The 25,277-nt window shown below is 40.7% G+C and carries 20 protein-coding genes, 6 pseudogenes and 2 other annotated features; of the genes and pseudogenes, 13 read left to right on the top strand and 13 right to left on the bottom strand.

The annotated features are described in order from the left end of the window. The first annotated feature begins 19 nt into the window (after positions 1–19). Positions 20–715, top strand: a complete 696-nt coding sequence (locus AC0T5Z_RS00630; RefSeq protein WP_253175663.1) for an IS6-like element IS1007 family transposase — start codon at positions 20–22, stop codon at positions 713–715. Between the two features lie 36 nt (positions 716–751). On the opposite strand, the gene AC0T5Z_RS00625 is transcribed toward AC0T5Z_RS00630, so the two are convergent. After that, positions 752–1,971, bottom strand: a protein-coding gene (locus tag AC0T5Z_RS00625) for an IS3-like element ISAba29 family transposase (RefSeq protein ID WP_151826295.1) whose coding sequence is annotated in 2 segments (ribosomal slippage) — positions 752–1,695 and positions 1,695–1,971 — 1,221 coding nt in all. Because the reading frame shifts where the segments join, the coding sequence is not laid out codon by codon here. Beyond that, positions 1,580–1,696, bottom strand: a sequence feature (AL1L pseudoknot). It overlaps the preceding gene by 117 nt. 118 nt (positions 1,972–2,089) lie before the next feature. Here AC0T5Z_RS00625 and AC0T5Z_RS00620 point away from each other — a divergent pair. Next, positions 2,090–2,830: pseudogene (locus AC0T5Z_RS00620) on the top strand (ISNCY family transposase); the annotation flags it as partial. A gap of 64 nt (positions 2,831–2,894) precedes the next feature. Next, on the top strand, positions 2,895–3,599 hold the full coding sequence (locus AC0T5Z_RS00615) for an IS6-like element IS1008 family transposase (RefSeq protein ID WP_004812241.1): 705 nt from the start codon (positions 2,895–2,897) through the stop codon (positions 3,597–3,599). A 137-nt stretch (positions 3,600–3,736) separates the two neighbouring features. Here AC0T5Z_RS00615 and AC0T5Z_RS00610 read toward each other — a convergent pair whose 3' ends face one another. From AC0T5Z_RS00610 to AC0T5Z_RS00600, 3 genes are all read right to left on the bottom strand, one after another. Beyond that, entirely contained in the window at positions 3,737–4,630 is an 894-nt protein-coding gene (locus tag AC0T5Z_RS00610; RefSeq protein WP_435337712.1) for a copper resistance protein B, read from the bottom strand. Then, positions 4,617–6,596: a multicopper oxidase domain-containing protein gene (locus AC0T5Z_RS00605; RefSeq protein ID WP_435337711.1), complete on the bottom strand. Its 1,980-nt coding sequence runs from the start codon at positions 6,594–6,596 to the stop codon at positions 4,617–4,619. The genes AC0T5Z_RS00610 and AC0T5Z_RS00605 overlap by 14 nt, the downstream gene beginning before the upstream one ends. Positions 6,597–6,685: 89 nt before the next feature. Further along, positions 6,686–6,982 (bottom strand): hypothetical protein, encoded by a 297-nt coding sequence (locus AC0T5Z_RS00600; RefSeq protein WP_004281865.1) that lies wholly within the window; start codon positions 6,980–6,982, stop codon positions 6,686–6,688. A gap of 148 nt (positions 6,983–7,130) precedes the next feature. Here AC0T5Z_RS00600 and AC0T5Z_RS00595 point away from each other — a divergent pair, with 148 nt between their 5' ends. Both AC0T5Z_RS00595 and AC0T5Z_RS00590 read left to right on the top strand, forming a co-directional pair. Then, complete coding sequence (locus tag AC0T5Z_RS00595) at positions 7,131–7,814, top strand: heavy metal response regulator transcription factor (protein WP_435337710.1); 684 nt, start codon at positions 7,131–7,133, stop codon at positions 7,812–7,814. Then, positions 7,807–9,207 (top strand): heavy metal sensor histidine kinase, encoded by a 1,401-nt coding sequence (locus AC0T5Z_RS00590; RefSeq protein ID WP_435337709.1) that lies wholly within the window; start codon positions 7,807–7,809, stop codon positions 9,205–9,207. The genes AC0T5Z_RS00595 and AC0T5Z_RS00590 overlap by 8 nt, the downstream gene beginning before the upstream one ends. Before the next feature lie 38 nt (positions 9,208–9,245). Here the strand turns inward: AC0T5Z_RS00590 and AC0T5Z_RS00585 are convergent. The 5 genes and pseudogenes from AC0T5Z_RS00585 to AC0T5Z_RS00565 form a co-directional block, all read right to left on the bottom strand. Beyond that, positions 9,246–10,528 (bottom strand): annotated as a pseudogene (locus AC0T5Z_RS00585) (MgtC/SapB family protein). Next, on the bottom strand, positions 10,525–12,900 hold the full coding sequence (locus tag AC0T5Z_RS00580; protein WP_435337708.1) for a heavy metal translocating P-type ATPase: 2,376 nt from the start codon (positions 12,898–12,900) through the stop codon (positions 10,525–10,527). Before AC0T5Z_RS00580 ends, AC0T5Z_RS00585 begins: the two are co-directional and overlap by 4 nt. Before the next feature lie 11 nt (positions 12,901–12,911). Then, on the bottom strand, positions 12,912–13,562 hold the full coding sequence (locus AC0T5Z_RS00575) for a methyltransferase family protein (RefSeq protein ID WP_435337707.1): 651 nt from the start codon (positions 13,560–13,562) through the stop codon (positions 12,912–12,914). Beyond that, positions 13,559–13,831: a DUF2933 domain-containing protein gene (locus AC0T5Z_RS00570; protein ID WP_004755892.1), complete on the bottom strand. Its 273-nt coding sequence runs from the start codon at positions 13,829–13,831 to the stop codon at positions 13,559–13,561. Before AC0T5Z_RS00570 ends, AC0T5Z_RS00575 begins: the two co-directional genes overlap by 4 nt. A gap of 28 nt (positions 13,832–13,859) precedes the next feature. Then, on the bottom strand, positions 13,860–14,291 hold the full coding sequence (locus AC0T5Z_RS00565; protein ID WP_176538564.1) for an EMC3/TMCO1 family protein: 432 nt from the start codon (positions 14,289–14,291) through the stop codon (positions 13,860–13,862). 362 nt (positions 14,292–14,653) lie between these two features. Here AC0T5Z_RS00565 and AC0T5Z_RS00560 point away from each other — a divergent pair, with 362 nt between their 5' ends. The 4 genes and pseudogenes from AC0T5Z_RS00560 to AC0T5Z_RS00545 form a co-directional block, all read left to right on the top strand. Then, positions 14,654–15,034, top strand: coding sequence for a copper resistance CopC family protein (locus tag AC0T5Z_RS00560; RefSeq protein ID WP_435337706.1), 381 nt, complete (start codon positions 14,654–14,656; stop codon positions 15,032–15,034). 64 nt (positions 15,035–15,098) lie between these two features. After that, positions 15,099–15,980, top strand: a complete 882-nt coding sequence (locus AC0T5Z_RS00555; RefSeq protein ID WP_435337705.1) for a copper resistance D family protein — start codon at positions 15,099–15,101, stop codon at positions 15,978–15,980. Positions 15,981–16,449: 469 nt separating this feature from the next. Continuing rightward, the gene (locus AC0T5Z_RS00550; protein ID WP_004281879.1) at positions 16,450–16,644 is read left to right on the top strand and encodes a heavy-metal-associated domain-containing protein; all 195 of its coding nucleotides are present in this window, start codon (positions 16,450–16,452) and stop codon (positions 16,642–16,644) included. 178 nt (positions 16,645–16,822) lie between these two features. After that, positions 16,823–18,730, top strand: a pseudogene (locus AC0T5Z_RS00545) (heavy metal translocating P-type ATPase); the annotation flags it as partial. A gap of 71 nt (positions 18,731–18,801) precedes the next feature. Here the strand turns inward: AC0T5Z_RS00545 and AC0T5Z_RS00540 are convergent. After that, positions 18,802–19,464: pseudogene (locus AC0T5Z_RS00540) on the bottom strand (IS3-like element ISAcsp5 family transposase); the annotation flags it as partial. A 35-nt stretch (positions 19,465–19,499) separates the two neighbouring features. On the opposite strand from AC0T5Z_RS00540, the pseudogene AC0T5Z_RS00535 reads away from it, so the two are divergent. From AC0T5Z_RS00535 to AC0T5Z_RS00525, 3 genes and pseudogenes are all read left to right on the top strand, one after another. Beyond that, positions 19,500–20,072: pseudogene (locus AC0T5Z_RS00535) on the top strand (HAD-IC family P-type ATPase); the annotation flags it as partial. Positions 20,073–20,344: 272 nt separating this feature from the next. Further along, the gene (locus AC0T5Z_RS00530) at positions 20,345–20,791 is read left to right on the top strand and encodes a hypothetical protein (protein WP_435337845.1); all 447 of its coding nucleotides are present in this window, start codon (positions 20,345–20,347) and stop codon (positions 20,789–20,791) included. Positions 20,792–20,838: 47 nt separating this feature from the next. Further along, positions 20,839–21,348 (top strand): annotated as a pseudogene (locus AC0T5Z_RS00525) (TolC family protein); the annotation flags it as partial. A 20-nt stretch (positions 21,349–21,368) separates the two neighbouring features. Here the strand turns inward: AC0T5Z_RS00525 and tnpC are convergent. From tnpC to tnpA, 3 genes are all read right to left on the bottom strand, one after another. Then, positions 21,369–23,015: an IS66 family transposase gene (gene tnpC, locus AC0T5Z_RS00520; RefSeq protein ID WP_473786248.1), complete on the bottom strand. Its 1,647-nt coding sequence runs from the start codon at positions 23,013–23,015 to the stop codon at positions 21,369–21,371. 74 nt (positions 23,016–23,089) lie between these two features. Continuing rightward, on the bottom strand, positions 23,090–23,425 hold the full coding sequence (gene tnpB, locus AC0T5Z_RS00515; RefSeq protein ID WP_005265675.1) for an IS66 family insertion sequence element accessory protein TnpB: 336 nt from the start codon (positions 23,423–23,425) through the stop codon (positions 23,090–23,092). Next, positions 23,422–23,805, bottom strand: coding sequence for an IS66-like element accessory protein TnpA (gene tnpA / locus AC0T5Z_RS00510; RefSeq protein WP_004762545.1), 384 nt, complete (start codon positions 23,803–23,805; stop codon positions 23,422–23,424). Before tnpA ends, tnpB begins: the two co-directional genes overlap by 4 nt. Before the next feature lie 225 nt (positions 23,806–24,030). Between tnpA and AC0T5Z_RS00505 the strand changes: the two genes are divergently transcribed. After that, positions 24,031–25,250 (top strand): IS3 family transposase gene (locus AC0T5Z_RS00505; protein ID WP_407507946.1). Its coding sequence is split into 2 segments (ribosomal slippage): positions 24,031–24,307 and positions 24,307–25,250, totalling 1,221 coding nucleotides; the frame shifts between segments, so codons are not numbered across the junction. After that, positions 24,306–24,422: a sequence feature (AL1L pseudoknot), on the top strand. (Overlaps the previous gene by 117 nt.) Positions 25,251–25,277: the final 27 nt, after the last annotated feature.

Raw genomic sequence — 25,277 nt, 5'->3', positions numbered from 1 at the left:
TTATTTCGAGATACAGTAGATGAATCCCTTCCACGGTCGGCACTTTCAAGGTGAAATCATTCTTTGGGCTGTTCGTTGGTATTGTAAATATGGCATCAGCTATCGTGAACTTCAGGAAATGCTCGCTGAACGTGGAGTGAATGTTGATCACACCACAATTTATCGCTGGGTTCAGCGTTATGCTCCAGAAATGGAAAAACGTTTACGTTGGTATTGGCGTAATCCTACAGATCGACATTTATGGCATCTGGATGAAACTTACGTAAAAGTGAATGGCAAATGGGCATATCTATACCGTGCAGTTGACCAACGTGGCCATACTCTTGATTTCTATCTTTCTGCTAGACGAAATACCCATTCAGCTTATTGTTTTCTTGGTAAGATTTTGAATCATGTCAAAAAATGGCAGATTCCACGAGTCATAAACACTGATAAGGCTCATACCTATGGCCGTGCTTTGTCGCGACTAAAACAGGAAGGAAAGTGTCCTGAAGACCTGGACCATCGACAGATTAAATACAAGAATAACGTGATTGAATGTGATCATGGCAAGCTCAAACGGATCATCAAGGCTACGTTGGGATTCAAGTCTATGAAAACGGCTTATGCCACAATTAAAGGAATTGAGGTTATGCGTGCTCTACGCAAAGGACAAGCTTCATTATTTTATAACGGTAATATTCTAGGAGAAGTTTGGCTAGTAAATAGAGTTTGAACCGTACCGGGTTTATCGGAGACTTTTTTATTTAAGTTAGGCCACCTGACCTAACGGATTAATCTTATCATAGTACATTGCTTCAAACTCAAAAGGCGATACATAACCCAGTGCACTGTGTACACGCTTTTTGTTGAACCAATCTACCCAATTTAATGTCGCAAGTTGTACATCCGCTAAACCTTGCCAATCTGCTTTTAAATATTCAATCACCTCTGTTTTGTATAAGCCATTCACCGTTTCAGCCAGAGCATTATCGTATGAATCACCCGTTGTACCGACTGATGCTCGTAAATTTGCTGCTTCTAAACGATTGGTATAGCGAATGGAAAGATATTGCACACCTCTGTCGGAATGATGAATCACATTCTTTGGCATGCCTCGATCATGCAATGCTTGCTCCAGTGCATCAAGTACCATATCTGTATTCATCCGTGTTGATACTTTCCATCCAACAATTGTTCGCGAGAACACATCAATAATAAATGCGGTGTAGACCCAGCCTGAATGAGTTTGAATATACGTGAAGTCAGCGACCCACAGCTGGTCAGGATGATCTGCATTAAAATTGCGTTTTACTAAGTCATCTGCTCGTTTTTGATCATCTCGGCTACGGGTGGTTTGTTTATTCTTACCACGCCAAACACCTTGTATACCTAGCTTCTGCATCAATCGAGCAACTGTACAACGTGCGATAACATAACCTTCACGTTTCAATTGTTGCCAGACCTTACGCACACCATATCGACCTAAACTTTCTTTCCAAATACGTTTGATTTGCTCTGCATGATGTAAATCATGCAGAGCACGTTTCGCTCGATGTTCTGGGTTATCAACGAGATCTAAAGCCCGATAATAGGTCGAAGCTGCAATCGGTAAAATTCTACAAATCGCTTCAACACCATATCGATCTTTATTGTTCTGGATAAAATCCACCATTATTTGTGTGGGCGGTCGAGCTCCGCCTGGGCGAAAAAAGCGGCTGCTTTGCGTAGAATTTCATTGGCACGCTTTAATTCTTTAATTTCACGTTCCATTTGCTTCATTTTTTCTTGGTCAGATATCTGTTGTACTTTGGCAGGATTTAGTTGATCCATATGCTTTAAATACCAAACACGCAATGTTTCAGGAGTACAACCGATTTTAGGAGCAATAGCTGTGATTGCTGCCCAAGTAGAAGGATAATCTTTTTCAGATTCAATTAGTAATTGAACCGCTCTTTCTCTAATTTCGGGGGTATAGTTTGGTTTTTTCATCGGAATAGTCTCTCAGAATATTGAGTCTCCGACAAACCTGGTACGGTTCAGTTTTCGGTCTCTAAGCTTTTTTGAAGGGAAAATCATCGACTCAGATCCCTATTTGCAACAGTGCCCTTTAGCGCATGAAAAGCTCACTACCATTCATGGATTCGACATTTCGGTGGAAACACTACGTTCTTGGATGATTGCAGCCGATTTATGGATTCCTCGATCCAAGCATCTGAAACGCCCGTATCAGCCTCGTTATAACCGGGACTGTTATGGTGAACTGATTCAAATTGATGGCTCACACCATGACTGGTTTGAAGGTCGAGCCCCTAAATGCTGTCTGCTGGTGTTTATCGATGATGCCACAGGAAAATTGCAGCATTTACGCTTCTGTGAATCAGAATCAGCCTTTGACTATATGATTTCAACACGTTTGTATATTGAGCAGCATGGTAAGCCGTTGGCATTTTACAGCGATAAACATTCAGTCTTCAGGGTGAATCAAAGCAGTAAGAAAGACACCAAGATTACCCAGTTTGGGCGCGTACTCAGCACCCTGAATATCGATATTATCTTCGCTAATTCACCACAGGCCAAAGGCCGTGTAGAACGGGCCAATAGAACGCTTCAGGACCGTCTGATCAAAGAAATGCGCCTGGAAGGCATCTGTTCGATTGAGCAAGCGAATGCCTGGCTACCCTGCTTCATTGAGCAGTTCAATCAGAAGTTCGCCAAGATGGCTTTTAATCCCAAGGATTTACACCGGACTGTTACTGAAACTGCTGAGGAGTTAGATGATGTTTTTACTTGGCGTGAACCCCGCAGAGTCACGAATAGCCTGACGATTACTTATGATAAATGCGTATATCGGCACTATTGCAAATAGGCTGACATGATAAGCTAAATATCTTATTTATTTCGAGATACAGCAGATGAATCCCTTCCACGGTCGGCACTTTCAAGGTGAAATCATTCTTTGGGCTGTTCGTTGGTATTGTAAATATGGCATCAGCTATCGTGAACTTCAAGAAATGCTCGCTGAACGAGGCATAAATGTGGATCACAGTACAATTTATCGTTGGGTTCAGCGTTATGCTCCAAAAATGGAAAAACGCTTACGCTGGTATTGGCGTAATCCTACAGATTTACATTCATGGCATATGGATGAGACTTATATCAAAGTGAAGGGGCGATGGACTTACCTGTATCGTGCAGTTGATCAACATGGTCATACGATTGACTTTTACCTTTCCGCTAGACGGAACAGTAAATCAGCCTATTGTTTTTTAGGAAAGATCTTCAATACGGTGAAAAAATGGCAAATTCCACGGGTCATCAATACAGATAAAGCAGCGACCTATGGCCATGCTTTATCACGGTTAAAGCGAGAAGGAAAATGTCCAGTAGATATTGAGCACAGGCAGATTAAGTATAAAAATAATGTCATTGAATGTGATCATGGTAAGTTAAAGCGGATCATCAGGGCCACATTAGGATTCAAATCTATGAAGACGGCTTATGCCACAATTAAAGGTATTGAAGTCATGCGTGCACTACGTAAAGGACAAGCATCGTCATTTTATTATGGTCAGCCTCAGGGTGAAGTGTGTCTAATCAACAGGGTTTTCGGTCTCTAAGTACTTTTTAAAGGGAACATCATCGACTCAAATCTCTATTTGCAACAGTGCCATCTGGATCAACATTTCACAAAATAAGCATACAAAAAAAAATAGCAGTCTTTAACTGCTATTTTTGATGGTTGTTCACATCACTTTTAAAAAACAAACTCGATACCTGCACCATACAACCAGCTTTTTTCTGAGTCAGTGGCTTGTTGGAATCTCGTCTCTTTCAACCCTTTTTCATATTGATAAGCGACATCAACAAATGGTCTGATACGCTTATTAATCTCGTAACGAGTTTTTATACCTGTCTTTAACTCAGACAAACCTGACTTTGCAGCAAAATCTGAATTATCATTAAGCACAATATCTGCTGCAATATATGGCTGAGTAATTAGCTTTTGAGTGAGTAATAGATCTCGATCAAACTCAAAACTGGCTCCCCAAAAATTATTTTCACCACCATAAAGATAAGCTTTTGTCTCAAAGAAATAAGGAGCAAGACCTAATAATCCAATAACGCCATCAATGCGATTACTATTACGGTTATTTTTGTCCTCACTATACCTTACCCCAGCTTGTACATCCCAAAATGCTGCAACATTTCTACTGTAAAGAGCTGATACATCATATTTGGGGTCATTACTCTCCGCTTTATTCATATTAGCTTCAACAAACATTCGATTTTCATCTGTTCCAATCAATGCCTCGAAACTCGAACCTAAGCTGCCCTTTCCATCTTTATCAACTATCCACTCATTGGAAAATTTAGTTGTTTGATAGATTTGCCCACCATGCTCGTTCAAATGTTTTTTATGATTTTGGCTAAAAGCTAAAGTTTCAAGTTCTTTGCTGTTTGAAGACTTTTGATCAGTATTACGTTCAACATAGCCTAATCCGCCTGATTCTCTTAAAAGCACATTCATACTTGACGTACTCTTATTTAGATTTTCAGTCGAATTATCATTAGCAAATGCCATACCTGCTAAACCAATTAAAGCAACTGATAAAAGTGTTTTTGAAAAAAGTTTTTTAGTGGTTTGCATGTTGATTCACTCCCTTATCATTTGCATGGGGTTGGGCAACGATACTTTTTGAATCAACATCATTGCTATCTACATTTGCCACAATGAGTTTGTTCATCATTCCAGCTGCCATGTGATATAACAAATGGCAGTGGATAGCCCATTCACCTAATTCATCAGCAGTAAGTAAAGTTGTAACTGTTTTCCCTGGTGGCACAATGATCGTGTGTTTATTTGGCATATTACTTGGATCTTGACCATTTTCAAGCTGCATAAACATACCGTGCAAGTGCATTGGGTGAGCCATCATACTGTCATTCACAAATTTCAAGCGTATACGTTCCCCATATTTCACTTTGAATGGTTCTGTTTCATTAAACTTCTTACCATTAATTGTCCAAATGTAGCGCTCCATATTCCCACCAAGACGGATTTCCATTTCACGTTCAGGGGCACGAGTATCTGGTTGAGGGTTTAAAGATTGTAAATCACTATACTGGAGTGCTTTTTGACCAACGGGTGTTGAAGCATTTGCCCATCCAAATACGGTATTATCATTCTTGTCTGAAGCCGCCTTAACAGTAGCGCTATTCATCGGCATATCATGATCCATACCTTTCATAGAAGACATATCATGATCCATACCTTTCATAGAAGACATATCATGATCCATACCTTTCATAGAAGACATATCGTGATTCATGCCTTTCATAGAAGACATATCATGATTCATATCTTTCATTGAAGACATATCGTGATTCATGCCTTTCATAGAAGACATATCATGATTCATATCTTTCATAGATGACATGTCATGCTTCATACCTTTCATAGAAGAGATATCGTGATTCATGCCTTTCATAGAAGACATATCATGATCCATACCTTTCATAGAAGACATGTCATGATCCATCCCCATATCCTCCATAGTCAATAAAGAACGAGGACGAGGCTTAGGCATCTCAATTTGTTTGACTGCTGGGCTGCTTTCTTCATGTAATGTTCCCACTGAAAAACCGGTACGATCAATAGATTCAGCTTCAATTTGGTAATGTGCTTGTTTTGGTTCCACAATGACATCATAGGTTTCAGCAGTACCAATACGGAACTCATCTACAGGAACGGGCTTTACAGGTTGACCATCAGCACTGACTACAGTCATTTTTAGGTTTGGAATGCGTACATCAAAGAATGACATAGCGGAAGCATTAATAAAACGAAGGCGAACTTTTTCACCAGCTTTGAAGTTACCGGTCCAGTTTTGCTGAGGTGTTTTGCCATTCATTAAAAATGTATAACCAGTCACATCGGACATATCTGTTTTCAACATCCGCATCTGATTCCACATAGAGCGGTCTTGCCAAGTTGCCTTTAATCCATCACGTTTAACTTGTTTTAATACATCGAATACTGTTTCGCGACGGTTCTGATAGTAATCTGCTTCTTTTTTAAGATTTTTCATAATTTGATCACTTGTCGAATTATGAAAATCAGAAAGCAAAACCACATAATCTCTATCAGTTTTTTCAGCAGCTGTTAGTGGAGTTTTATCTTTAGGATAAATAACAAAAGCACCATATAAACCGTCTTGTTCTTGTCCTTTACTATGTGAATGATACCAATAAGTACCATTTTGGCGGACTTTAAACTTATATTCATAAGTTTTATTAGGGGCAATGCCATGAAATTTGTTAAATCCAGGTACACCATCCATAATTCCAGGTAATAATAAGCCATGCCAATGGATTGAAGAGTCCTGATTTTTTAACTTATTGTGAACACGGATAACGGCCTCATCACCTTCTTCAAATTCAAGAAGTGGTGCAACGAATTTACCATTTACAGTAATTCTCTCAACTGGTTTTCCTGTGATATTTACAGTTTGTTCAGCGATTGTTAAATCATATTCTTTAACTGCCGCCATTACCCAAGTTGATGAAAATAAACCAACTCCAATTAAGAGTATATGACTTAACTTTTTTGACATTCTATCTCACCTTTAGAAAGGTCAAGATTGAAGTAATAAAGCAAATATTTAGTATAAACTTTAATACTTCTTTCTCGCTATTTATAAAATTATTTATTGCTACTAGGCATATTCATCTTTGAATGATCCATTTTAGAATGGTCCATATTCATCATAGAATGATCCATTTTTGACATGTCAGATGAGTTAGGAGACTGATGTTGACTATGATCTTGCTGAGTCTTGTCATCTTTTTCCATTTTACAAGGTTTTGTACAAGGTTCCTGTGCTTTAACCGTTTTAGTGGCACTTGAGGTTGATACATCTTTTGCCCAAGATTGAGTACCAGCAATTAAAGTTCCAGCACACATTAAAATTGTTAGACTACGACGCACTACAGTTTTCATAAGTTTCTCTAAAAGTTAATTTCTTGCTACTACAATAAAGTGAAGCACTGAACATCTAAGTGACTTGAAAATGACATTTTTGTAATCTATCTCGATCAGATGTTTTATAACGTTATTATAGTTTTAATGAATGACTTAGGATTCGGAAATGAGAATACTATTAGTTGAAGATGAACAAAAAACTGGTGATTATCTCAAGCAAGGTTTATCCGAAGCTGGCTATATTACGGACTGGGTTACAGATGGGTTAACGGGTAAACATCAAGCTCTTTCTGAAGAGTATGACTTAATTATTTTAGACGTGATGTTACCTGGACTAAATGGTTGGAATATTATCAATGATATTCGTAGCAGCGGTAAAACAATGCCCATTCTTTTTCTTACCGCCCGAGATCAAATCGAAGATCGAGTAAAAGGTTTAGAGTTAGGCGCTGATGATTATTTAGTAAAGCCTTTTGCTTTTGCAGAGCTTCTTGCTCGAATCAAAACTCTCCTTAGACGAGGGCAACAAAGAGAAGATAATAATAATATTATTAAGATTGCTGATTTAGAACTTGATTTGAGAAAACGTCGGGTAACACGAGCAGGTCAACGCATTGATTTAACGGCTAAAGAATTCGCGCTTATGGAACTTTTCATGCGTAGACGAGGTGAAATTTTACCAAGAGCACTTATTGCATCTCAAATTTGGGATATGAACTTTGATAGTGATACGAATGTCGTTGAAGTCGCTATTAAAAGATTAAGAAGTAAAGTTGATAGTAACTTTACCCCCAAATTAATTCAGAATATTCGAGGAATGGGGTATGTACTAGAGGTAGAGGATGAATAATAACTTATTCAAATCGATCAGTTTTCGGATCGGTATTATTTTCTCCTTATCTACTATTTTCATTCTAATTATTATGGGTTTATTCATAAATAAATTGGTAATACATCATTTTGAGACTCAAGACCGTACCCAATTAGAAGGTAAAATCCAGCTGATTCAGAATCTTATCCAACAGAATCCTAAAAACTCTCCAGAACTTAATCTGTATTTGAGAGACGCTTTAGTTGGACACCATGATCTTATGGTTCAAATAGAACGACCGACAGGTAAAGTTTTATTTAGTTCAGCACCTTCAACAATTAATACTCAACACTTAACCAAGTCTGCAAATAACTCTTGGATTAAATGGAAAATTCAGGATAAGACTTATCGTGGCATCATCTACAACACGGAGATGAATAAAAATAATGTAATACAATCTGTACGAATTATTGTGGGGATCGATACCTCAGAACATCTACATTTTTTAAATGATTTTAAGCGCCAACTTTTTTACATTGGTTTAGCTGGAACGATTTGTTTAATGTTTTTAGGCTGGTTTGCAACCTGGAGAGGTTTAAGACCCGTGCAAAGAATGGCTCAGGTCGCAGAAGGCATTTCTGCCCAACATCTTTCAGAACGTTTAGAAGTTGAGCACACACCAACAGAACTAAAATCATTAGCAATCGCCTTCAATGCTATGCTGGACAGACTAGAGTCAGCTTTAGAAAAACTTTCCGATTTTTCATCTGATTTAGCACATGAAATTAGAACACCGATTAATAATTTAATGACCCAAACTCAAGTATGTCTCGCCCGTAACCGAGATATTGGTACTTATCAAGAAATACTATTTTCTAATTTAGAAGAATTTGAACGTTTGGCTCGAATGGTGTCCGATATGCTTTTCTTGGCAAAAGCAGAACATGACTTAAATTTACAGAACTTACAGAATATTGACCTCATTAAAGAAGTTACCGCTTTATTTGATTTCTATGACGCTCTAGCTGCCGAAAAAAATATGACACTTCAACAAACAGGATCTGGCAATGTGAAAGGTGATCCTGCTATGTTACGTCGCGCACTCAGCAACCTATTGTCTAATGCAGTTAAATATGGAAACAAGAATTCTACAATACAGATAAAACTTCAACAGAATTTAGATAACACAATATTTTCAATTGAAAATGAAGGCCCTGAACTCTCTCCTGAACAACTATCCAGATTATTTGATCGTTTTTATCGAACAGATGCGTCTAGACAAAGAACAGAAGAAGGAACCGGCTTAGGGCTTGCCATAACAAAATCTATTCTTGATATGCTTGGGGCGACCATCCAGGCTGAATCCCTCAATGGTCGAATCATTTTTACCATTGTTTTTCAAAGTGAATCCATGCAAGGGGAATCATTTTAACTCATTTTTTGAACATCTTCCATTTACCCGAGTTGACCTTACATAAAGCTCAAACTGAGAGCCAGAGCTACGCCAGCACCTATCATGGCAATTGTGTAGCCAAATATGATAGCTCGGCCAAACTGTGCCCCCCTGTCATCCATGCAATTGTCGCTTTGCTTAACATGTTGCTCAGTGTGGCCAGCCCTAGCGCGACAGCAGCCACATTTGTTGTTAAGCCTTCAGTACTATGCAGGCGGGCAAGTGAGACTAAAATAGCATCTACGTCTGCTAGCCCAGAAATAGTCGATAATACGAAGATGCCGCTGGTGCCCAACCATTGTTATGCTGCCGGGACCAAGACTGCCATGACAGCCAGGAAAGCAGCGAAGCTGAATGCTGTCCCAAGATCAAAAGGAGCCATTGCTTCTATTGTTCGATCGTTGTTTTCAGCGCTGGTAATTTGGCGTTGTCTCCACAATGCCATACCCAGCAGAAGGATTCCCGCAATCATCATTGCACCACCAAAAGTGCTTAGCAATGCTGGCTCAATGACGCCTATCAGCACAACCATACGAAAAAACATGATGCCACAGGCAGCCAATGTTCCAGAAATAGCAGCACTGACCATGACGGGGTGCTGGCGTGTATAGCGTGCCAGTGCGACAGTTGCAGCTGTAGAAGATGCCAAACCACCCAATAGACCTGTCCAGAGTATGCCTCTTTCTGAACCGGTGAGCCGCATGGCAAAATGACCTGCCAGAGAGAGTCCGGCAATCAGGATCACTGCCCACCATAACTGGTAAGGATTTAATGCAGCAAAAGGTCCCATACCCGTATTGGGTAAGTAAGGTAATATAACGACAGAAAGTACCAGTAACTGTAGAGATGCGGTTAATTCACGATGCTCTATCAAGCGTAGCCAACCGTGTAAGGTTGGCTTGAGATCCAAAAATACAGCGACGATTACAGCCGCGGTTAATGCTAAAGTAACATTACCATGGGATGCATATGCACCTAAAACTAATGTCAACAGCATCGCGATCGTCGTGGTAGCGCTTAAATTACCGGAAATTTTTGCGGTACGCGCGTAGGATACCGTAAGTAAAAGGGAAAGCCCTAATACGGCTGCGACTAGTGGCCAAGGCCCAAAGTTTGGCTGTAGATGACCCAGCACTCCTCCGAGTAATCCTGTCAATGTGAAGGTACGTAGGCCTGCTACTCGGCTGCCCTCGGGCAATTCACGATCGTGCCATCCTCGTTCTAAACCAATGAGCAGGCCGATGGCAAGTGCTGCAATAAGACCTGGTACATCTGGTGGAAGAAAAGAACTCTCTATCATAACTTTTTATTTCGCAGGCGAAGGGCATTGGTGATGACTGAAGCTGAACTAAAACTCATCGCCAAGGCCGCAATCATGGGTGACAATAACCAACCGGTAAATGGATAGAGTACGCCAGCTGCGATTGGGATACCCAAGGCATTGTAAAGGAAAGCAAACATGAGGTTCTGTTTCATGTTGCCAACAGTAGCTTCCGAAAGGGAACGGGCAACCGCGATACCGCGTAAATCCCCCTTGACCAGCGTAACTTGAGCACTATTCATTGCGACATCAGTTCCGGTCCCCATAGCGATACCGACATCAGCCTTGGCTAGTGCTGGTGCATCATTGATTCCATCGCCGGCCATTGCCACGATGCGACCTTCCTTCTGCAATTTGCTGACCAGTTCTAGTTTATCTGCGGGTTTAACTTCACCATGTACCTCATCAATACCCAGACGTGATGCGACTGAACGGGCAGTGGTGAGACCATCTCCTGTTGCCATCACGATACGTAGACCCGCTTCCTTCAGGGTGGCAAGTGCTTCAGGGGTACTTTTTTTGATGGGATCGGATACTGCAAGCAGGCCGGCCAATTCACCATTGATGGCTAGATGCATGACACTTGCACCTTCTGAACGCAGCTCTTCGGCTTGCGGAATCAGAGATTGTACCGAGATACCTAATTGCTCCATCAGTGCTGTGTTGCCCAAAGCTAACTGACGATCGCCCACTTGACCTCGAACACCAATCCCTGAGCCCGATTCAAAATTATCTGGTGTTTCAAGAGACAGGCCACGTTCGTGTGCTGCATTTACAATCGCTTCGGCTAGCGGGTGTTCACTGCCTTGATCAAGACTGGCGGCTAAACGTAATACTTCAGATTCATCGAAACCTGATGCGGCAACCACACGATCGAATACAGGGCGTCCTTCGGTCAACGTACCTGTTTTATCGATGATTAGTGTGTCAATCTTGCGCAGATTCTCAATGGCTGCTGCATCGCGGAACAACACACCATGAGTAGCACCTTGACCCGTTGCAACCATGATAGACATTGGAGTTGCCAAGCCTAGTGCACAAGGACAGGCAATAATGAGTACTGCCACAGCATTGATTAATGCATAAACCCAGCTCGACTCTTCTGGGCCGAACAGTCCCCATCCAAAGAAGGTAAGCAAGGCAATGGCTACTACAGCCATGACAAACCAACCTGCAACCTGATCAGCCATGCGTTGCATTGGGGCTCTTGAGCGTTGAGCTTGCGCCACCATCTGTACGATCTGAGACAACATGGTACTTGAACCAATTTTCTCTGAACGCATGATTAGGGAACCATTGGTATTCAGGGTAGCACCAATGACTTTATCACCGATGCGTTTAGTGATCGGTAAAGGTTCACCTGTCAGCATAGATTCATCCAATGAACTGCTTCCATCGGTGACTACACCATCCACAGGAACTTTTTCACCTGGGCGGATGCGGAGTAAATCTCCTACATGGACATGAGTCAGAGGAACATCTTCCTCAGTTCCATCGGGCAGGATTCGGCGAGCTGTTTTAGGAGCAAGTCCGAGGAGTGACTTAATTGCAGCAGAAGTTTGCGAACGTGCTTTTAATTCCAGTATTTGCCCCAGTAGGGTCAAAGAAATGATGACCGCTGAAGCTTCAAAGTAAACAGCGACACGACCCATGGAGATAAATGAGTCTGGAAAGATTTGTGGTGCAATGGTCGCAACCACACTGTAAATAAAAGCAGCCCCTGTACCTAGACCGATCAGGGTCCACATGTTTGGGCTGCGATTCACAACCGATTGCCAACCACGGGAAAAAAATGGCCAACCTGCCCACAGTACAATCGGGAGTGACAACACTAATTCAATCCAGCTCTGAACTGCCATGTCGAATAGGTTCAGTTGATGGCCAAACATTGCCAAAAAAGTCACGACTATGGTGAGTGGCAGTGTCCACCAGAAGCGTCGACGGAAATCACGTAACTCAGGATTCTCATCTTCCTCTAACTCGGGAATGAGTGGTTCCAGTGTCATTCCGCATTTAGGACAGTTTCCAGGATGATCCTGTCTAATTTCTGGATGCATTGGGCAAGTATAGATGGTCGTGCCTGTTGTGCTTGCATCATTAACGGATTGAGTAGTCTGATGATGCTGTGTGTGTGCATCGGCATTCATAGTTCCAGATTTAGTGATGTATTGCACAGGGTTAGTATGAAACTTGGATTGACATTTATCACTGCAAAAAAAGTAAGTTTTCCCCTTAAATTCCTCATGGTATTTCGATTCTTCAGTGACGGTCATACCACAGACTGGGTCTTTCAGTACGTCTGTTGTAGCCTGTGCCATATGGTCCTGGTTATGATTTTTTTGATCTGACATAAATAATTCTCTTATGGAAAAGTGGTTTTATGGCCGAATTTTGGAATAAATCTCGGAGTCTGTTGAGCATAGCTGTCATAGACAGCGCCAAACTGTTTACTCATTTCAGCCTCTTCCTTAATTGCCAAGCGGCTGTACATTAAGAGTAGGATTGGAAACATAATCAGTGTCAGTAAAGTTGGCCATTGCAATAAAAAACCCAGCAAGATCATCACAAAAGCCACGTATTGTGGGTGACGTATACGTGCATAAGGGCCTGTGATCGCTAAAGAATGCTGACGTTGCGCGTTGTACAGCACCTGCCATGACGTTGATAACAGGTAAAATCCATAGCCCAAGAAAACGTAACTGGCGATATGCAAAATGCCAAAATGTGGATCACCTTTTTCACCTAATAGCGTTGACCACAAGTGACCTGCATTATGAGAAAGTAAGTCAAGTTGAGGGAAGCGAGTTTGAAGCCAACCAGATAACAGGTAAATGGTTAAAGGAAAACCATACATTTCGACAAATAGAGCAATGATAAAAGCCGAAAAGGCCCCAAAAGTACGCCAATCTCGCGCTGTGGCGGGTTTAAAAAAACTGAAGGCAAACATAATGAAAATTGCCGAATTTATGATGACGAGCCACCACAGACCATAGGCTGATTCCGCATGATTCATGAGGGGTCTCCTGGTTCGCGTGATTTTTTATTATCTGATGTGTCTGGATTTTTCTGTTGATGATGGTGATGTCCATGACCACCATGCATAAAAATATGCATGAGTGGGCATGCTAAAAGGAGTAAAAAGGGTAAAACACCAACGACATGGGCCAAATGCTCGGTTAAGAGAAAATAGGCTGCCACACCACCAATCACGAATAGGCCGATGGCATAACGTGTAGACCAAAAGTTAGGTACTGAATTATGTTCTTGAGGTTGATGGTTCATGGTGCTTCCCTCTCTAATTCATGGGTAATTATTTAGTTGTGGAGGGAGGCATACAGTCCATCATCATCTGCATCATGGATTGCATCATGTCCATACGTTTTTCCATCATTTGCTGACGGTCAGCCATATTTGCATTCATGCTTTGGCCGCTCATCTGTTTCATCATGCTCATACCTCCTTGCATGAGTTTCATGTGCTCAGCCATAAGTTTTTGACGTTCTTGAGGGTTTTTTGCAGCCATCATCTTTGCATGCATGGCTTGCATTGCTTTCATGTGCTGGTCCATTGCAGCCATTTTGTCTGGATTCATCTTGCCAGTAGTTGTCTTGTTAACAGTGACTGTAGATGAAAGGGTATTTTCTGGGTGATGCGTTTTATGCTCTTCGGGATTTTGAGCTAATGCACCTAAAGAGGCAACGGTTATACAAAGTGTGAGTAAAGTTTGGCGGATATAAGTCATGATATTTTCCTTCCATCAGTTGATCAGCCGATACAACCTTTAAATGAATGAAGCAAACAAATAGAGAGGTATTTTTCATTTATTTGCTCCACTCATTCTTTTGATGAAGTTGATCGCTGGTTATGCCACCGGTGTTTTACTTAGGTGGTAGCTGGTTATAGTCAATTTTTTTATTTCTATTGAATAATTTTATCACTTGAGTCTATTGATTTTTAAAAATGACAAAAATGTAATTTTGAAGTCATCGCTCTGTTTCTGTCTCTCACTAATAATTGAAATATAAGAGGAGATGATGTGGTCTCATTAAATATAGATTTTATAAAGTCATCTCTAATGAACTAACGAATCAAGAGGAAACGTAAATGAAATTATTTCAAAATAAAATGACTGCTCTACGTAATGTTGTAGTAGCTGCAACGATGATTGTGGCTACTACAACTACGTTCGCTCATGTGAGTTTAGTGAGTGCGATTCCTGCGGAAAATGCATCTATCCTTAGTCAACCAAAGAGCTTGACCCTTAACTTTGGTGCAGAGGTTATGTTGATGAATATTAAGTTACTGGATGCTCAGCGAAGAGATGTTCCTTTAAAATATAAAGTTACTCATGACTTAAAGAAATCCTTTGATGTCGCTCTTCCGAAACTGAAAAAAGGTAAATATACCGTTGTCTGGACAACAATGGGGAAAGATGGTCACAACATGAATGGTGAATATAGTTTCACTATCAAATCAACTAAATAAGAATTGATTACCTTTCAACATGTCAGTGAGGTGCTGGCATGTTGTTCTAGAATGGACAAAAATAATGATTTCTGAATATTGGATGTGGGCCACTTGGTTAACTAAGTTTATTTTATATTTAAGTGTAGCTTTTGTCGTTGGTGGAGCCTTTTGCTATTTTTTACTTAGACAATATCTTGAACTAAAAGAATCGATTCTTAAATATATTACAATTGGCGCTGGATTAGGCCTAATTTCCAGTACCTTGGGATTTTTTATTCTGATTGGTAGTTTTGCCAATACTGGTATTACAGGTATGGTGGACCCCACGTATATTAATATATTGGTTAATACTCCGACGGGGTATATATACGTTCTTCGTTCTATTAGTTTTGCTCTTTTACTTCTTCTCATGGTGGTTAAACTTAACAGGAACAAAGGTCATTTTTCTATAATTGAAAGTTCAATATTTTGTATTTTACTTATCCCGATTATTTTTAGTTTTTCCCAGCTCGGACATGTCGCTAATTTAACCTTACTTGCTCAAATTTTATTATCAATCCATATTCTAGTTATGTCGTTATGGATGGGGTCTTTATATCCGTTATGGAAAACCAGCCGGGAAATAAGTGGTTTACCTTTAAAAGATCGCATGCATGTATTTGGACGTATTGCTGCTTTCATTGTTGGGATATTAATCGCCTGTGGCGCTAGTGTAGCTCTTCTTTTAATTAAAGATTTTAATACCTTAATCAATACTGCATATGGCTATGGTTTCATGGTTAAAATGTTTTTTGTTATAGGTATTCTACTTTTAGCTGCCTTCAACAAATGGTATTTCACCCCGCGTCTTCAACATCCTAAATTCGCTAAACACCTTAGTCATGCCATTTTATTTGAGATGTTATTAGGTCTATCAATTCTATTAACAACAGGCTATATAACCACTGTCGTGGGTATTGAATAAGAGAATTTCAAAATAAGGGAATTGAGGAAATTTAACATTACTGCATTTATCTTTTGTAGCTGAGCAATAAAGTTTCTACTGGACTGTCAACTTACGACAATCAGAACAGTAAAATCGCATCATGAGGCATTATACATAAAGGTAGTCACCGGTTTTTAGCTTATCTTCAACCCATAACGGTCTCATCTATTCAGTTCACTACCATTGATTGAAATAACTAATCTTATAAATTTCAGAGTGATCGTAGATGACAAAAATGTCATTTTAAAGTCACATTAATGTTGGTTAAGTACTTTTACTGTAGTCATTAGAACACTCTTCTTTGGAATACTCTGAAGAAAACTGTAAGGTTGTAAACAGACCAAGTTACAGCGAGTAACTGATTCAGAAAAAGGCTGGTTGTATGGTGAAAGTTTAGAGTTACTGTTCTAATGTTTTAAACAAATGTTTTGTTAAAAAGGAGCAACATATGAAATTTCACATCGCTAATATGACTTGTGGTGGTTGTGCACGCGGCATTACTACCGCAATTAAAGAGCTCGACTCGAATGCCTCACTCGATATTGATTTACAAAACCGTATTGTTGAAATCAACACAACGGTGAGTCAGGATCAAGTCATTGCCACTCTCAGTGAGCGTGGATTTACAGCTGATCCTGCTTAATCTCTGTTAGAGTAACAGTGGGAATTCCTTACCACTTTTACTCTCTCTTATTTTCCTCATCGTACAGATAAAACCTGTACTTGCTTGAAATAAAAGTAATCCCTGAATTCCCCCTAATCTTGGTTCGAGCTGATCTTCGCATATAGAACTCAGCATATCTAAATGATAGAGATCGTATATGAGTACCGAAATGACTGATACGCCACACTACAGTGAAACATTAGAGATTGAGGGGATGACATGTGCTTCTTGTGTAGGCCGTGTGGAAAAAGCTTTAAAATCTGTTGAGGGTGTTGAATCGGCTCATGTAAATCTGGCTACCGAAAAAGCAGTCATTTATGCGCATCAACCACTTGATCGCGCTACTTTAATTAAAGCCGTAGAAAAAGCAGGCTACGAAGTGGAAGCGCTGCAACCAATAGAGCTTACGATTGAGGGTATGTCATGTGCTTCTTGTGTAGGTCGAGTAGAAAAAGCCTTAAAATCTGTTGAGGGTGTGGAATCAGCACATGTAAATCTGGCTACTGAAAAAGCGACTATTCAGGCAAGCTCATCTGTCACTCGTGACTCGTTAATTCAGGCTGTCACCAAAGCAGGGTTTGAAGCAAAGTCAGTTCATCAAACTACGGAAAGCTTTCAAGATAAAAAGAATATTGAATTAGAAAAACTTAAAAAAGATTTAATTTTGTCAGTCTTATTGACTCTACCCGTTTTTATTTTAGAAATGGGATCACACCTGATTCCCGCCTTTCATACGTTTATGATGGATAACATTGGCCAACAAAATAGCTGGTTAATGCAATTTTTCTTGACCACAGTAGCATTAATTTTTCCAGGCCGACGCTTCTTCAAAAAGGGCATCCCAAGTTTATTCCGCTTAGCACCAGACATGAATTCCTTGGTGGCTGTAGGAACATTGGCTGCTTATCTTTATTCAGTGGTTGCTACTTTCTTTCCAAGTGTCCTGCCACAAGGCACGGTCAATGTTTATTATGAAGCTGCAGCGGTTATTATCACTTTAATTCTATTAGGTAGATTTTTTGAAGCCAAGGCAAAAGGCCGAACGTCTTTAGCAATTCAACATCTAGTTGGAATGCAGCCTAAAGTTGCCAGAATACAGCTCAATAATCAGGTGATAGAAGTTCCGATTGCCGAAGTTCAAACAGGAACGATTGTAGAGATTAGACCAGGTGAGCGTATCCCTGTCGATGGTGAAGTTATTCACGGCCAAAGTTTTATTGATGAATCCATGATTACTGGCGAGCCTATGCCCGTTGAAAAAACGATAGGCTCTACTGTGGTAGGAGGAACAATTAACCAAAGTGGCAGCTTAAATATCAAAGCCACCTCTGTTGGTAGTTCATCAGTGCTTTCTCAAATCATCCGAATGGTTGAACAGGCACAGGGTTCCAAGCTGCCGATTCAGGCATTGGTTGATAAAATTACCATGTGGTTTGTACCTGTAGTAATGGGTCTCTCTCTTTTAACTTTTATTACTTGGTTTATCTTCGGCCCTGAGCCAGCCCTAACGTTTAGCTTAGTTAATGCAGTTGCGGTACTCATTATTGCATGTCCTTGTGCAATGGGACTTGCAACGCCTACATCAATCATGGTGGGAACTGGGCGTGGTGCTGAAATGGGTGTTTTATTCCGTAAAGGGGAAGCTTTGCAGCTGCTCAAAGAAACTAAAGTGGTTGCTGTTGATAAAACAGGGACCCTGACTGAAGGGAAACCAATTTTAACCGATCTGCATGTCTTAGAAGGGTTTGAATACAATGCCGTACTTTCACTTATGGCAGCCGTTGAATCAAAGTCTGAGCATCCTATTGCTCGAGCAATTGTACAAGCCGCTATAGATAAGGAATTAATCCTGTCTCCTGTTGCTGATTTCAAGTCAGTCACGGGCTATGGAATAGAAGCAACGGTGTCTGAACATTTGGTTCATATTGGTGCAGATCGATATATGGAAAAACTAGGTTTGAATCCTAATGTTTTTTCTCAATTTTCGGATCGTTTGGGAGAAGAAGGAAAAACCCCTCTCTATGTTGCGATTGACCAGAAACTTGCTGCCATTATTGCTGTAGCAGTAATGTGGTTCCGTTAATTAGACCACTCAATTCAGTTTTATAAGTGATAAATCCGCTCTAAATATTTAAATTATGCTGCCATTACTTTTAGTAAATGTTGATCATAAAATTCATCCGGTGTTGCCTTATTCAAACTTGAATGAGGACGTATCATGTTATAAAAATCCAAATATTCAGCAATTGATTGTTTCGCTTGTTTAACCGTATCGTAAGCCTTCAAATAGACTTCCTCATGCTTCACGCTGCGCCATAAACGCTCAATCATTACATTATCCATCCATCGTCCTTTCCCATCCATACTGATACGGATATTTCGCAATTTTAACTCATTCAAAAATGCCTCGCTTGTGAATTGACTGCCTTGGTCTGTATTAAACACCTCTGGACAACCATATTTCACAATTGCTTCTTGCAACGCATCTATGCAAAAGCCTGTTTCCATACTGATCGATACACGATGAGCCAGTACTTTACGACTATGCCAATCTATAATTGCACACAGATAGACAAAGCCTTTAGCCATAGGAATGTACGTTATATCTGTACACCAGACTTGATTAGAGTGATCGATGACCATGTTTTTCAACAGATATGGGAAAATACGGTGTGCAAGATTAGGCTTACTGGTATTGGGTTTTGGATACAAGGCATGTATTCCCATCAAGCGCATTAAACGTCGGACTTTACGCCGACCTATTTGATGCCCTTGACGCTGTAGCATATCTCGTATCATTTATAGGCGTGGTCTAAAATCCTAGAACCACATCAGCAGATCCAATTAAAGAATCAACATTTGCTGCAATTGAAGCGTTACATCAGTTAGGTTTAAAGGTTGCCATGATTACAGGTGATAACCGTCATACAGCTCAAGCGATTGCAAAAAAACTAGGTATTGATGAGGTTATTGCTGAAGTCTTACCTGAAGGTAAAATAGAGGCCGTTAAAAAATTAAAAAATCAATATGGTAAACTCGCATATGTTGGAGATGGCATTAATGATGCCCCTGCACTTGCAGAAGCAGATATTGGCTTAGCGATAGGTACAGGTACAGACGTAGCTATTGAAGCTGCTGATGTGGTTTTGATGTCTGGCAACCTGAAAGGAGTGCCGAATGCTATCGCTTTAAGCAAAGCGACTATAAGCAATATTCGTGAAAATTTATTTTGGGCATTTGTTTACAATGCAGCTCTGATTCCTATTGCAGCTGGTGTACTTTATCCGCAATTTGGACTGCTACTTTCTCCTGTATTTGCTGCAGGTGCAATGGCGCTCTCGTCAATATTTGTACTAGGAAATGCTTTACGATTAAAACGTTTTAAAGCCCCCCTTGCAATTATTTAACCATTTTTTATATACATTTAAAGTCTTGTTGGCTTCACTTTATATATTTGGAAATGAGATCCTTATTACAGGCATAACAACAGTAGTGGGTATTGAATAAGATAATTCCAAAATAAGGTTGTTGAGGAAATCAAACATTAGAGTACTTATCTTTGGTAGCTTACTCATACCTTTTTCTAAAAATAATACAAATAGTTTTTATCTTAGGTAACAATTTACTTTTGAAGTTCTATTCAGTATGCTTTCTGCGAATCTCGAGATGATTTTTTCGTATGCCACATAATAAGTTCTCAAAACTTATTCTTGCGTTTGTCCTGTTTTTGTTTGCGATAACAACAACGGGAGCTTACACATGGGCGCCAGTTATAGCTAAAAATCTTGACCATCATCATGATGTGACTATCTCAGTTGAAACAGATAGTTCCAGCCAATGGTCGCTTATTCACCATGATGAAGAGCAGGTTTTTATAGAAGATACTAAAAATCACAACTGGACCAGTTATGATGAATCACCTTTTCATCATTCTACTCCACCGGTTCAAGCTAAAGACCAAATGAGCATTGATCCAGTTTTTCTCTTGAGTTTTTCCCTCCCGCTCATTCTGCTTTTTCTGAGTCTTTTTGAACGACCCGTTCGATCCTATGCACTTAGGAAAAGGATAGAATATCTTTGTAATTCCTATATATTTACAAAAGGTTTAATTGTTCTAAGAAATTGATTTTTCTGTACAAAAAATAATTTCCATTTTTTTGTATAGGTAAAGTCATGTCTAAAAAATATCAGATATTTCTTGCCTGTGGTTTAGTAGCAGCAACGACTCGATTATTTGCAGCATCTGATTACGTTCAGCTACAACAACAGGTAATTTCAAACGATTCAATTTTGAAGAGTTTGCAACAGTCTCAACACGCATATGCCATAAATCAGAAATATGCCGGTAGACTTAATAATCCTACGTTTAATCTTGAATTAGACAATTTAGGTAATTCAGACCTTAAAGATCTTGATGGGCCAACGACTATGATTGGTTTGTCCCAGGATATTCCTCTCAATAATAAACGCGCTTTGCGTAGGCAGTTGGCAGGGTTTCAAGGGAATAATAACCAATTTGAGGCATTGAAGCGTCAGGCTGAATTAAAAGCCGATTTCCGTGTTTGTATGTCAAATTGGTATGCGGCTTCAAAACGGGTAGAAATTTATTCTACCGAAAGCAAGATGAACGCGAGACAAGCCCATGTTCTGAATGAAAAATTGAAGTTTGGCAGTAAGCGTCCGCTGAACCCCATGCCTATTTTTTAATTTGAGTTGGATTTCCAGCGATGTGGCAGTAATTCTTCTATTTGGGTCGCTTTATGCGTCGGCAACCTTTTCAGCACATTACTTAAATAGGCATACGGATCCAAGCCATTCAGTTTTGCTGACTGGATTAAAGTCATGATATTGGCAGCTCGTTGGCCGCTGCGCAGCGAGCCAGCAAACAGCCAGTTCTTGCGCCCCAACGCCCAGGGACGCATCTGATTCTCGACCCAATTATTGCAAATAGGTAGATTGCCATCATCCAGATAGCGGCTTAAAGCTGGCCAACGCTTCAGAGTGTAATTGATGGCCTTGGCGGTTGGAGAACTCGATGGCACTGTCAGATGATGTTGGTTGAGCCATTCATATAGTTGTTGCATCACCGGTTGGCTGTGCTGTTGTCGGTATTCGCGGCGGTGTTCTGCTGTACTATCGGTCTTTTTCCTGAGTTCTGCTTCTATCGCATACAGTTTCTGAATCATCAGTAATGCCTGTTCAGCGATCTGACTTTTCCCAGTTACATGCAGTTCATGGAATTTACGACGTGCATGGGCCATGCACCCTACCTCAATCACCTGGCCTGATTTAAAACGTGCTTTATAACCACTGTAATCATCACAGACTAGATAGCCCTGCCAGCCTTTCAAGAACTCTTCAGCATGCTGGCCTGAACGACTATCCTGAAAGTCATAGATCACCGCCTGAACTGGATTATACTGTGTGGTGGCATAGGCCCAGACATAACCTTTCTTCGGTTTTTTATTATTCTCACCCATCCGCATGATGGTGACCGGTGTTTCATCTGCATGCAGCACCCGCTGTTGCAGCACCACCTCTTTTAAGGCATTGGCCAGAGGTTCCAGTTCTACACCGCAGCGACCTATCCAGTCAGATAAAGTGGATCTGGACAGATCAATGCCAGCCCGCTGATAGATCAGGCGCTGACGGTACAGCGGCAAATGATCGGCATACTTCGATACCAGCACATGGCTGAGCAATTCAGGTGAAGCAATGCCTTTATCAATCACATAGGCGGGCATCGCTTGCTGAGTCAGAGTGTCACACTGATCACAGACCCATTTACCACGCACATGCTGTTCCTTATAGAACTGTGCCGGTCTGAAATGCAGTTTTTCACTGACATCTTCGCCGATACGACGGAGTTGGCAGCCACAAGCACATTGGGTTGATGCAGGTTCATGCTCAATACGGATGGTGTGTAGATGATCTGGCAGTGGTCGACGTTTAGGTTTATTGGTTTTGGCTTTCTGTGTCGCTGCATTGGTTTTATCTGCATTTAGCCGTTCCAGTTCTAGATCAACCGCGGCAATATCTTCTTCAACCGCTTCATCCCACAGATGGATTTGTTTTGCCGTTAAGTGTTCATTCCTTTGGGCGAATTTGTGCTTTTTAAACAGCGCCAGTTCATGCTCGTATTTTTGGTTGAGAATAGAAAGATGTTGAACTTGAGCATCTAATTGCTGATTGGATACTTCAAGATGCTGAACTTTGGTATCTAATTGTTGGTTTGATTTTTCTAATTCTTGATTTGATTGTGCCAGAGACTGATGCTGCATTGCCAACTGTCTGGTAAATTCCAGCAGTTGTTCATGGGTCAGTTGGCTTAAATCAGGCAGCGTATTCATGACCGCAGTATGCCTGAGGTCATGACGCAGAGGAAATAGAACGTTTGGAGAATAGCAGAATGGAACAGTCTGGTTTAAAGCATCGTCACCACCTGCTGTCGTCCAATGCGCTGCCAGGGCAAACCTTGGATCAGTGCCTGTAACTGTTCCGGGCTGAGGGCCACGGTTTCACCTTGGTGAACCTGCGCCCAGTGGAATTTTCCCTGTTCCAGCCGCCGGGCACACAGCCAGATGCCCAATCCATCATGTACCAGTACTTTCATGCGATGGCCACGTTTATTACAGAACAGGTAAGCACAATGCGGTTTGATGTAGCCAAAGGCTCTCACCACCTGAGCCATGGTCGTATCCATCCCTGCTCGCATATCCAGAGGTTGGGTAGAAAGCCAGATTTCATCAATGCGGATCATGTTGCAAGTGCCTTGAGTAATTCTGCTAAAGCAGATATTTCTGATACTTGCCATTTCAAGCCAATTTCTGCTTTTGAGTGGGGTAAAGTAATTTGAACCGTTAACATGTCAGTAGGAGTAGGATCTAATGGTGCAGAGCAGGATAAGGCAATAAATGCAGGTTTATTCGGTAGTGGTGAGCGATCATTCCCAGGCTTACCATCAATTAAGCGAATCCATTTGGATACAAGATTTGTATTCAATCCATGTTGCAAAGCGACCGAAGCAATTGAAACGTCCGGTGCTTTACAAGCCTGAACGATCTGCTGTTTAAATTCAGCACTGTATGTTCTTCGTTTTTTCGCAAGAGATGCGATGGATGTCTGGTGATTTGTAGTCATAAATTTTAGTCCCCACTTGTTTTTAAGTGGGGACTAAATTAAGGCTTATAGGATGAATTCATAAGGTGTGTTCAGCGGACGCTTACGTTTGGCAGAGTAATTCCATCTGATGTTCAATTGAGTTCAGCTTTATCGTCTGAATCAAAACTACGTTATCAGAACGAAGTGAAGAAAGTGAACCGTACCAGGTTTGTCGGAGACTCAATATTCTGAGAGACTATTCCGATGAAAAAACCAAACTATACCCCCGAAATTAGAGAAAGAGCGGTTCAATTACTAATTGAATCTGAAAAAGATTATCCTTCTACTTGGGCAGCAATCACAGCTATTGCTCCTAAAATCGGTTGTACTCCTGAAACATTGCGTGTTTGGTATTTAAAGCATATGGATCAACTAAATCCTGCCAAAGTACAACAGATATCTGACCAAGAAAAAATGAAGCAAATGGAACGTGAAATTAAAGAATTAAAGCGTGCCAATGAAATTCTACGCAAAGCAGCCGCTTTTTTCGCCCAGGCGGAGCTCGACCGCCCACACAAATAATGGTGGATTTTATCCATCACAATAAAGATCGATATGGCGTTGAAGCGATTTGTAGAATTTTACCGATTGCAGCTTCGACCTATTATCGGGCTTTAGATCTCGTTGATAACCCAGAACATCGAGCGAAACGTGCTCTGCATGATTTACATCATGCAGAGCAAATCAAACGTATTTGGAAAGAAAGTTTAGGTCGATATGGTGTACGTAAAGTTTGGCAAAAATTGAAACGTGAAGGCTATGTTATTGCACGTTGTACAGTTGCTCGATTGATGAAAAAGCTAGATATACAAGGTGTTTGGCGTGGTAAGAACAAACAAACTACCCGCAGCCGAGATGATCAAAAACGAGCAGATGATTTAGTGAAACGGAATTTTAGTGCTGATCGACCTGACCAATTATGGGTCAGTGACTTTACGTATATTCAAACCAATTCTGGCTGGGTATATACCGCATTTATTATTGATGTGTTCTCGCGAGCAATTGTTGGATGGAAAGTATCAACACGGATGAATACAGATATGGTACTTGATGCACTGGAGCAAGCATTGCATGATCGAGGCATGCCAAAGAATGTGATTCATCATTCCGACAGAGGTGTGCAATATCTTTCCATTCGCTATACCAATCGTTTAGAAGCAGCAAATTTACGAGCATCAGTCGGTACAACGGGTGATTCATACGATAATGCTCTGGCTGAAACGGTGAATGGCTTATACAAAACAGAGGTGATTGAATATTTAAAAGCAGATTGGCAAGGTTTAGCGGATGTACAACTTGCGACATTAAATTGGGTAGATTGGTTCAACAAAAAGCGTGTACACAGTGCACTGGGTTATGTATCGCCTTTTGAGTTTGAAGCAATGTACTATGATAAGATTAATCCGTTAGGTCAGGTGGCCTAACTTAAATAAAAAAGTCTCCGATAAACC

The organism is Acinetobacter pengchengensis (genome assembly GCF_982235305.1).
Note: the sequence above shows the minus strand (reverse complement) of the source record. Positions and strands in the feature narration are given on the sequence as shown.